Source organism: Methylobacterium sp. (assembly GCF_028290105.1).
Taxonomy (GTDB): Bacteria; Pseudomonadota; Alphaproteobacteria; order Rhizobiales; family Beijerinckiaceae; genus Methylobacterium.
Genome location: NZ_JAQGKL010000238.1, coordinates 1 through 9,347, shown reverse-complemented (window position 1 = coordinate 9,347; position 9,347 = coordinate 1). Strand labels below are relative to the sequence as shown.

Here is a 9,347-nt window from a genome sequence, read left to right as displayed (position 1 = left end):
TGCGTGCGCAGACCGAGGCCGCGATCCTCGAGGCGGACGTGGTGCTGTTCGTCATCGACGCGCGCGCCGGCGTGCTGCCCGCCGATCAGCCCTTCGCCGACATGGTGCGCCGGGCCGGCTGCCCCGTTATCCTCATCGCCAACAAGGCGGAAGGGGGGGCTGGCATGTCGGGGGCCTACGAGGCGTTCTCCCTGGGGCTTGGCGATCCGATTCCGTTCTCGGCCGAGCACGGCGAGGGCATCGGCGAACTGCACGACGCGCTCATCGAGAACCTGCCGAAATCCGACGACGAGGACGAGGAATACGACGACGATCCGTCGAACCGCTCCCTCAAGGTCGCCATCGTCGGACGACCCAATGCCGGCAAGTCGACGCTGATCAACCGGATGCTCGGCGAGGAGCGGCTCCTCGTCGGCCCCGAGGCCGGCATCACGCGCGATTCGATCTCCCTCGACTGGGAATGGTACGGCCGCCGGATCAAGCTGCACGACACCGCCGGCATGCGCCGCAAGGCGCGCATCGACGACAAGCTCGAGAAGCTCGCCGTGTCCGACGGCCTCCGCGCCGTGCGCTTCGCGGAAGTCGTGGTGGTGCTCCTCGACGCCACGATCCCGTTCGAGAAACAGGACCTGACCATCGTCGACCTGATCGAGAGCGAGGGCCGCGCCCTCGTCATCGGCCTGAACAAGTGGGACCTCGTCGCCGATCAGAACGGCCTTCTGAAGAAGCTGCGCGAGGATTGCACGCGCCTGCTGCCGCAGGTGCGCGGCGTCTCCGTGGTGCCGCTCTCGGGGCTGGCCGGCGAGGGCATCGACAAGCTGATGCAGGCGGTCACGAGCGCCGAGGAGATCTGGAGCACCCGCATCTCCACCTCGCGCATCAACGACTGGCTGAGCGAGGCGACGCAGCGCAACCCGCCGCCGGCGGTGTCGGGGCGCCGCATCAAGATCCGCTACGCCACGCAGGTGAAGAGCCGCCCGCCGCACTTCGCCCTGTTCGGGAACCAGCTCGACGGCCTGCCGAAATCCTACACACGCTACCTCGTCAACGGTCTGCGCCAGTCCTTCGAGTTGCCGGGCACGCCGATCCGGCTCTCGCTGCGGACCTCGAAGAACCCGTTCGACAAGGAAAACCGGGGCTGAACCCTTCGGCTCATGCCGAGCCGCTGGTCGTCGCGGCCAGCCAGTCCACCACCGCGTCGACGGCCCGACGACCCGACGTATCGCCATCGCGGCCAGCCTCGTAGGTCGCGATCTGGCATGCGGCGCTGGTGCCGTGTTCGACGATACGGCGCGCCTGCGCCACCTCCGCTTCGCAGCCGAGCGCCTCCGCGTCCTCGGCGATGAGCGAGAGCAGGTTTTCCAGCGCCCGTCCGAAGGGCAGGGCTTCCTCGCTCGCCTCGTCGATTAGTTCCGCCTCCGTCCCGCCGCGCTGGGCCCGCCAGAGGTTTTCCTGCGCCAGCGCCCGGGAGACGCCGTCGAGACCGGCGTTCAGGTCGGGAAGGCGAGACACGAGCCGAACCAGGCACCGATAGAGTGCTGCGATGGTCAGCGCATCCTCAAGACGGGTGCAGGAATCGGCGATTCGCAATTCGAGCGTCGGGAACTTGATCGAGGGACGCAGCGACCACCACAGGAAGCTCGCGTCCTGGATCGACCCGGCCCGGGTCATGATGCGCACGTAGCGCTCGTAGGCCGCTGGATCGGCGAAGATCTCGGGGAGGCCGGTTCGCGGCAACTCGCCGAAGGCGCTGAGGCGATAGGCGCTGAGACCAGTGGGCTTGCCTTGCCAGAACGGAGAGGACGCCGAGAGTGCCAGCAGGATCGGCTGGTAGGGCAGGAGCCGGTTCATCAGGTCGACGCGCCGGCCGGGGTCCGGCACCTCGACGTGGACGTGCATGCCGCAGATCAGGCTGCGGCGCCCGACGAGACCCACATCGCGCAGGATGCTGCGGTAGCGGTCGCCCTTCGTCGGCGATTGTTGCGCCCAATCCGCCACCGGATGCGTGCCTGCGGCAAAGACCAGCAACCCGTGTTCCCCTCCGAGCCTGGCCAACGCCGCGCGCTGCTGGGACAGCACATCCCGTGCCTGCGCGAAATTGGTCGAGGGCGGTGTGCAGACCTCGACCTGGCACTCGAGCAGTTCGCGCCCGATCTCGGGCAGCTCCTCGCCGGCCTGGTCGTGGAAAGCCTTGACCGAGCGGCGAGGGGTCCCGCGCGTCTCGGCATCGGCCAGGAAGTATTCCTCCTCGATGCCGAAGCTGTAGGGTGCTGAGGTCATCGGAAGCCTTGCCGGTGAGAGCTTTGCCGGTTGCGTGCTCCCTTCAACACTCCAGGGCGCGGTTTGTGCCCTCAGGTCCGCAGGGGGCCACCGACGAGCCAGGCCGGGTCGAACCAGCGGTCGGCCTCGCCGTCGTAGGGCAGGCGGGTGATGTCCCAGTGCTGGATGTACTTGGCGTAGACGTTCCAGACAGTGATGCCGCCGCCGACGAAGATGCGCCGGCCGGGATAGCGCGCGAGTACGGCTTCCGGGTCCTCATGGCTCCGGATGACGTCGATGGTGCGGTCCTTGAACGCGAAGTCGGGGACCGACGCGATGGTCTTCGGCCCCGCGATCAGGACGTGGCCCATGGTGACGGCGAAGAAACGCGTCACGTCTTCCACGAAGAGCGGATCAGTGTTGCCCTCCCATGGGAGATGACCGTTCAGGCCGAGCTGTCCGCGAAGGCCGATGGCGCAGATGCAGCGAACGTCGATCATGTGGCTCTCATGAAGGGGCGAACGGGATCGCCGGTGCGGGTGTCAGCTCGCCATCTGCGGCGTCAGCACGCGATCGCTTGGAAAATCGTAGATCTTGCCCGTTTCGTCAAAGTCCGGGCGCGCGAGGCGCACGAAGTGCGGCGCGAGGTCCTCGGGCGTCTTCAGCGTGGTTTCGTCTTCGCCCGGCATCGCGGCCTTGCGCATGGAGGTGCGCAAGGGGCCAGGGTTGAGCAGCATAGCCCGCACGTTGGTCGTCGCAGTTTCGGCGGCGTAGGTGCGGACCAGCGCGTCGAGGGCCGCCTTCGAGACGGAGTAAGGCCCCCAATAGGCCTTGCATTTCTGCGCCGCGCCCGAGGTCACGAAGATGGCGCGGCCCGCGTCCGACATCCGCAGCAGCGGATCGAGCGAGCGGATCAGGCGGTAATTCGCGGTGACGTTGATCTCCATCACCTGCGCCCAGGTCTTGGGCGTCACATGCCCGATCGGCGTGAGGTTGCCGAGGATGCCGGCATTGCCGACCAAGATGTCGAGGCGCTTCCAGCGCTCGTGGATGCCCGCACCCAGGCGGTCGATGGCATCGTAATCCGTGAGGTCGAGCGGGACGAGCGTGGCGCTCGCACCGACCTGCCGGATCGCGTCGTCGAGTTCTTCCAACCCACCTTGCGTGCGCGCCACGGCGATGATGTGCGCGCCCGCCTCCGCCAGGGCGAGTGCGGCGGCGCGGCCGATACCGCGCGAGGCACCGGTGACGACGGCGAGGCGACCGGCCAGAGGCTTGTCGAAGGTGCTCATCGGCGGATCAATCGGCTTCCGCCAGCATGGCGAGGCGGCGCGGCCCCGCAATGGCGAGGTCGGTCAGGCCAGTCGGGTAGTCGCCGGTGAAGCAATGGTCGGTGTATTGCGGGTTGGTCGCGTCGCGGCGCTCCTCGCCCATCGCCTTGTAGAGGCCGTCGATGGAGAGGAAGGCCAGCGAATCGGCGCCGATGTAGCGGCGCATCCCCTCGAGATCGTGGGTGGCGGCGAGCAGCTTCTCGCGCTCCGGCGTGTCGATGCCGTAGAAATCCGGATAGGTGATCGGCGGCGAGGCGATGCGGAAGTGGACTTCCCTGGCGCCGGCCTCTCGCATCATGCGCACGATCTTCACCGACGTGGTGCCGCGTACGAGGCTGTCGTCCACGAGGACGATGCGCTTGCCCTCCACAACGGCGCGATTGGCCGAGTGTTTCATGCGCACGCCGAGTTCACGCACGGACTGGGTCGGCTGGATGAAGGTGCGCCCGACATAGTGGTTGCGGATGATGCCCATCTCGAAGGGCAGGCCGGTCTCCTGCGCGAAGCCCAGGGCGGCGGGAACGCCCGAATCCGGCACCGGGATCACCACGTCGGCGTCGGTCGCCGATTCGCGGGCGAGTTCATGGCCGATGTTCTTGCGGACCGCGTAGACGCTCTTGCCGTTCACGACCGAATCGGGTCGCGCAAAGTAAATGTACTCGAAGATGCACGGACGCATCTTCCGGGCGGGGGCGAACCGGATCGACTCGATGCCGTCTTCAGAGATCACCACGATCTCGCCGTTCTCGACGTCGCGAATGAACTTGGCACCGATGATGTCGAGGGCGCAGGTCTCGGAGGCCAGGATGTAGCGGCCGTCGAGTTCGCCGAGCACCAGGGGGCGGATGCCCATCGGGTCGCGGGCGCCGATGAGCTTCTTGTTGGTCAGCGCCACGATGGCATAGGCGCCCTCGATTTGGCGCAGGGCCTCGGTGAAGCGCTCGACGATGCGTGGCGCGCGTGATCGCGCGGCCAGATGCAGGATCACTTCGGTGTCGGAAGTCGATTGGGTGATGGCACCGTCGCGAACGAGGTCGCGGCGGATCGACAGGGCGTTGGTGAGGTTGCCGTTATGGGCGACCGCGAGACCGCCGCTGGCAAGCTCCGCGAAGAGCGGCTGGACGTTGCGCAGGATGGTTCCGCCGGTGGTGGAATAGCGGACATGGCCGATGGCGGCGGGGCCTTCGAGGTGCTCGATGGTCGAGCGGTCCGAAAACGAATCGCCGACGAGGCCGGGCCGGCGCTCGGAATGGAAGACGGCGCCGTCGAAGGAGACGATGCCCGCCGCCTCCTGGCCGCGATGCTGCAGGGCATGGAGCCCCAGCGCCACGATGGCGGAGGCGTCCGGATGGCCGAAGATGCCGAAGACGCCGCATTCCTCGCGCAGCGTATCGCCGTCGCGGTCGAGCCCGTCCACGACCTCGGCGGGGTGGCGGGCGCTCGACGTGCGTGCAGACATGATGATGTCGTTCCCTGCTTGGCCCCACGCGAGCCCCATCCGGGCACCGTCAGGCAAGCGTCATGTAATCGGCCTTCGCGCCGCCACCAAGCGGGCGGCGACGCAGATCAGCGTCGCGGAGCGGGCGTGGCTGGTGCTTCCGTGCGGCGCTGGGGCGGAATCTCACCCTCCGGCGGCTCCGCCGGATCGGCGGGCGCCTCGGTCTTCGGCTTCTTGAACTGCTTCAGGAGCCCTTCGGGATTCTCGGGCAATTGCGCCACCAGCGCCTCGCCGGACTTCTCCAGCATCGGGCGGCTACGCGCGTCCGACGCCCAGGGCGGCATCTTGCCCTGCACCAGCCAAGCCAGGAACACCCATGCGATCACGCAGATGAGGAAGCCGCGTCCAGCGCCGAACAGGAAGCCCAGCGACCGGTCGATGGCGCCGATGCGCGAATCGAGGATCATGTCCGACACCTTCACGGTGACGATGGACACCACGATCAGCATCACGAGGAAGATCACCGCGATCGAAGCGACCAGGGCGACCGTGGCGTTCGATACGTGCTGGCTGACGGTGGGCAGAAGCAGGGGATGGAATTTCCACGCCACGGCCGCGGCGGCCACCCAGGCGATGATGGCCAGGACTTCACGCGTCGCGCCGCGCACGGCGGCCAACAGCGCCGAGACCACGACGATACCCAGCACAACGAGATCGAGAATGGAGAACGGCATCTCTGGCGATTGTCACTTCATGGGGCGGAGGGGCGACGATCAGCAAATCGTGCGGCTTCCCGGCCGCCACCTCGTATATCCTGCGGAAACTCGGCCGTCACCCTGGCGTGAGCGCCGGTGGACCGAACTGCCGCCCTCAGTCGTCGTCACCGTAATCCGGCGGGTTGTTGCCGCGCCGCGCGCCAACACGGCGCGTGCCGCTGCTGGCAACGCCCGCGACCATATCGGCGATGTGGCGCAGCGCCTCCGTGGGAAGTGCGGTGTCGCCACCTTCGCCGCGCCCCTGCGGCGTGATCGCCTTGGCAAAGCCGAGCTTCAGCGCTTCCTTCAGGCGGGCCGGGGCCTGTGCGACGGGGCGGATGGCGCCCGACAGGCCGATCTCCCCGAAATAGACCGTCTCGGGCGGCAGCGTCGCGCCCGACAGCGAGGAGACGAGGGCGGCGGCGACCGCCAGGTCCGCGGCGGGTTCCGAGATGCGCAGGCCTCCGGCGACGTTGAGATAGACGTCGTGCGTGCCGAGCCGGATGCCGCCATGGGCTTCCAGCACCGCCAGCACCATCGAGAGGCGATTCGGGTCCCAGCCCACCACGGCGCGGCGCGGCATGCCGAGTGAGGATGGGGCGACCAGTGCCTGGATCTCGACGAGAAGCGGCCGCGTGCCTTCCATGCCGGCAAAGACCGCCGTGCCGGGGGCGGCATGGTCTCGTCCGGCCAGGAACAGCGCAGAGGGGTTTGGCACCTCGGCGAGCCCCATGTCGGTCATCTCGAACACGCCGATCTCGTCGGTGGGCCCGAACCGGTTCTTCACGGCGCGCAGGATGCGGAAATGGTGACCCTGGTCGCCCTCGAACGAGGCCACGGCATCGACCATGTGCTCGACGACGCGCGGGCCCGCGATCTGCCCGTCCTTCGTGACGTGGCCGACGAGGATCACGGCGGTGCCGGTGGTCTTAGCGAAGCGAATCAGGGTCTGGGCCGAGCCTCGCACCTGCGTGACCGTGCCGGGCGCCGATTCGACGGTTTCCGTCCACATGGTCTGGATCGAATCGATGATCGCCAGTGCCGGGGGCCGTCCCTGCGACAGGGTCTCGACGATGTCCTCGACATTCGTCTCGGCCGCGAGTTCGACGGCGGCCGAGGTCAGGCCCAGGCGCTCGGCGCGCAGGCGCACCTGCGCCACCGCCTCCTCCCCCGAGATGTAGACGACCCGTTCGCCGGTGCGCGCCATGGCGGCCGAGGCCTGCATCAGCAGCGTCGACTTTCCGATGCCGGGGTCGCCGCCGATGAGGATCACCGAACCGCGCACGAAGCCGCCGCCGGTGACCCGATCGAGTTCGTTGATACCGGACGGGATGCGAGGCGCTTCCTTGACCTCGCCGGTGAGGCCCTCCAGCGCGAACACGCGTCCCCGGGCCCGGCTCGGCCGGGTCTTGACCGGTCCCGCCTGCGGACCGGTGGCGCCGGTTTCCTCGACGATCGTGTTCCAGCCGTTGCAGGCCTCGCACCGCCCGCGCCAGCGATTGTAGACCGCCCCGCAGGACTGGCAGACGAAGGTCTGTTGGAGCTTGGCCATCGCGAACCCGCCAGAGCGCTTGCACCAGAAGCGGAAGCCGGTTCGGCTTCAGAGCGCGCGCCAAAACAAAAACTCGAAATCGGCCTCGGTCGCAGGACGATCGGGGACGGTCCTCGAGGGATGCCGCCCGATCGTCCCTGGATCAGGCCGGGATCAGGCGTCGTGTCCTGTCACATAATGGCGAACATAGCGAGAACCTAGACCCGTCAGGATCTCGTACCCGATGGTGCCGGCGGCACGTCCGACGGTGTCGACGTCGAGGCCGTCTCCGATCAGGGTCGCGCGTCCGCCCCGTGCCGCCTCCGGCGCGTCGGTCACGTCGAGGATGATGAGATCCATGGAGATCAATCCGAGGATCGGGCAGCGTACGCCGCCGACGAGGGCCGCGCCCCGTCCGCTCGCTGCGCGCGGGTAGCCGTCCGCATAGCCCATGGACAGGGTCGCCAGCCGCCGGGGCTCGGCCGCGCGCCAGCGGCCGTTGTAGCCGCAGGTTTCGCCGGCGGCTACCTCGCGCACCTGCGCGATCTCAGCCTCCAGCCGCAGCACTGGGCGCATCGGGTTCGGCTTCCACGGCGTCGGGTTGCCGCCGAACAGCGCGTAGCCCGGCCGCAGCAGGTCGTGGTGCGCGTCCGGTCCCAAAAAGATTCCCGAGGAATTGGCGAACGAACCCGGAATGCCGGGATAGGCCGAGCGGATCCTGGCGAAATCCGCCATCTGCCGGGCGTTGACGGGATCGCCCGACAATTCGGCGCTGACGAGGTGCGTCATCAGGAGGGCGATGCCTGCCCGCTCGACGATCGGATCGCCGGCCAGCGCCAGCGCCTCCGCCACCGACACGCCGAGGCGGTTCATCCCGGTATCGACGTGCAGCGCGGCCGGGTGCCTCTGCCCAGCCGTATCCGAGAGGTGCGCCCACTCGGCAAGCTCGTCCTGCCCGCCGAGAACCGGACGCAGATCATGAGCGATCAGCGTCGGGCCGAGCCCCGGAAGCAGCCCGTTGAGGATGTAGATCACCGCATCCGGCAGGATGGCGCGGGCCGCGAGCGCCTCGCTCAGGTGCGCGACGAAGAACGTCCGGCATCCCGCCGACCAGAGAGCCGGGGCGACATGGGCGAGGCCGCAACCATAGCCATCCGCCTTGACGACGGCGGCGCAGCGTCCGCCCGGCGCCTCGGCGGCGAGGCGGCGCCAATTCTCCGCGACGGCCGCGAGATCGATGGTGAGGCGGGCGCCGTGGGTGGGCTCGTGAATCGCGTCCATCCTTGAATGTAGGCCGGTGAAGCCCCGGTTACATATGCGGCTCGGGCATCCGGTCCGACTGCGCGAGGTTCGAGAAGCGCGTGACGTTGGCGTCGAACTGCAACTCCACGGTACCGGTCGGTCCGTGGCGCTGCTTGCCCAGGATGACCTCGGCCTTGCCGTGGACGCGGTTCATCTCGGCTTCCCAGGCAAAGAACTCCTCGGTGCCCTCGCGGGGCTTCTTGTTGTTGACGTAGTATTCCTCGCGGAACACGAACATCACGACGTCGGCGTCCTGCTCGATCGAGCCCGATTCGCGCAGATCCGAGAGCTGGGGCCGCTTGTCCTCGCGGTTCTCGACCTGACGCGAGAGCTGCGACAGGGCGATGATCGGCACTGCGAGTTCCTTGGCCAGCGCCTTCATGCCGGTGGTGATCTCGGTCATTTCCTGCACCCGATTGTCGCTGCGCTTGCCCGAGCCCGAAAGCAGTTGCAGGTAATCGACGATGAGGAGGTCGAGGCCCTTCTGGCGCTTCAGGCGTCGGGCACGTGCGGCGAGCTGCGCGATGGAGATGCCGCCGGTCTGGTCGATGTAGAACGGGATCGACTGCATCTCGCGCGCGGCTTCCGAGATGCGCAGGAACTCCTGGTCCTGGATGTCGCCACGGCGGATCTTGTAGGAGGGCACGCCGGACTGCTCGGCGATGATGCGGGTGGCGAGCTGCTCGGCCGACATTTCCAGCGAGAAGAACCCGACGATGCCGCCGTTCTTG

At 68.0% G+C, this 9,347-nt stretch carries 9 protein-coding genes; 1 reads left to right on the top strand and 8 read right to left on the bottom strand.

Annotation, left to right across the window (positions count from 1 at the left end; translation table 11 throughout):
• On the top strand, positions 1-1,142 hold a 1,142-nt coding region (der, locus tag JWQ05_RS16905; protein WP_299660719.1), incomplete at its 5' end, for a ribosome biogenesis GTPase Der.
• A 10-nt stretch (positions 1,143-1,152) separates the two neighbouring features.
• On the opposite strand, the gene JWQ05_RS16900 is transcribed toward der, so the two are convergent.
• The 8 genes from JWQ05_RS16900 to JWQ05_RS16865 all read right to left on the bottom strand — a co-directional run.
• A complete protein-coding gene (locus JWQ05_RS16900) occupies positions 1,153-2,280 on the bottom strand; it encodes a carboxylate-amine ligase (RefSeq protein ID WP_299660716.1) in 1,128 nt (375 codons plus the stop codon).
• A gap of 71 nt (positions 2,281-2,351) precedes the next feature.
• Positions 2,352-2,759, bottom strand: a complete 408-nt coding sequence (locus tag JWQ05_RS16895; protein ID WP_299660714.1) for a dihydrofolate reductase — start codon at positions 2,757-2,759, stop codon at positions 2,352-2,354.
• A gap of 42 nt (positions 2,760-2,801) precedes the next feature.
• A complete protein-coding gene (locus tag JWQ05_RS16890; RefSeq protein WP_299660711.1) occupies positions 2,802-3,551 on the bottom strand; it encodes an SDR family NAD(P)-dependent oxidoreductase in 750 nt (249 codons plus the stop codon).
• Between the two features lie 7 nt (positions 3,552-3,558).
• Positions 3,559-5,049 carry an amidophosphoribosyltransferase gene (gene purF / locus JWQ05_RS16885; protein WP_299660708.1) on the bottom strand — a complete coding sequence of 497 codons (1,491 nt, stop codon included), beginning with the start codon at positions 5,047-5,049 and terminating at the stop codon, positions 3,559-3,561.
• A gap of 107 nt (positions 5,050-5,156) precedes the next feature.
• A complete protein-coding gene (locus tag JWQ05_RS16880; protein WP_299660705.1) occupies positions 5,157-5,762 on the bottom strand; it encodes a CvpA family protein in 606 nt (201 codons plus the stop codon).
• Positions 5,763-5,898: 136 nt separating this feature from the next.
• Positions 5,899-7,335, bottom strand: coding sequence for a DNA repair protein RadA (gene radA, locus JWQ05_RS16875; RefSeq protein WP_299660702.1), 1,437 nt, complete (start codon positions 7,333-7,335; stop codon positions 5,899-5,901).
• 153 nt (positions 7,336-7,488) lie between these two features.
• Entirely contained in the window at positions 7,489-8,595 is a 1,107-nt protein-coding gene (gene alr, locus JWQ05_RS16870) for an alanine racemase (protein ID WP_299660700.1), read from the bottom strand.
• Positions 8,596-8,623: 28 nt separating this feature from the next.
• On the bottom strand, positions 8,624-9,347 hold a 724-nt coding region (locus JWQ05_RS16865), incomplete at its 5' end, for a DnaB-like helicase C-terminal domain-containing protein (RefSeq protein ID WP_299660697.1).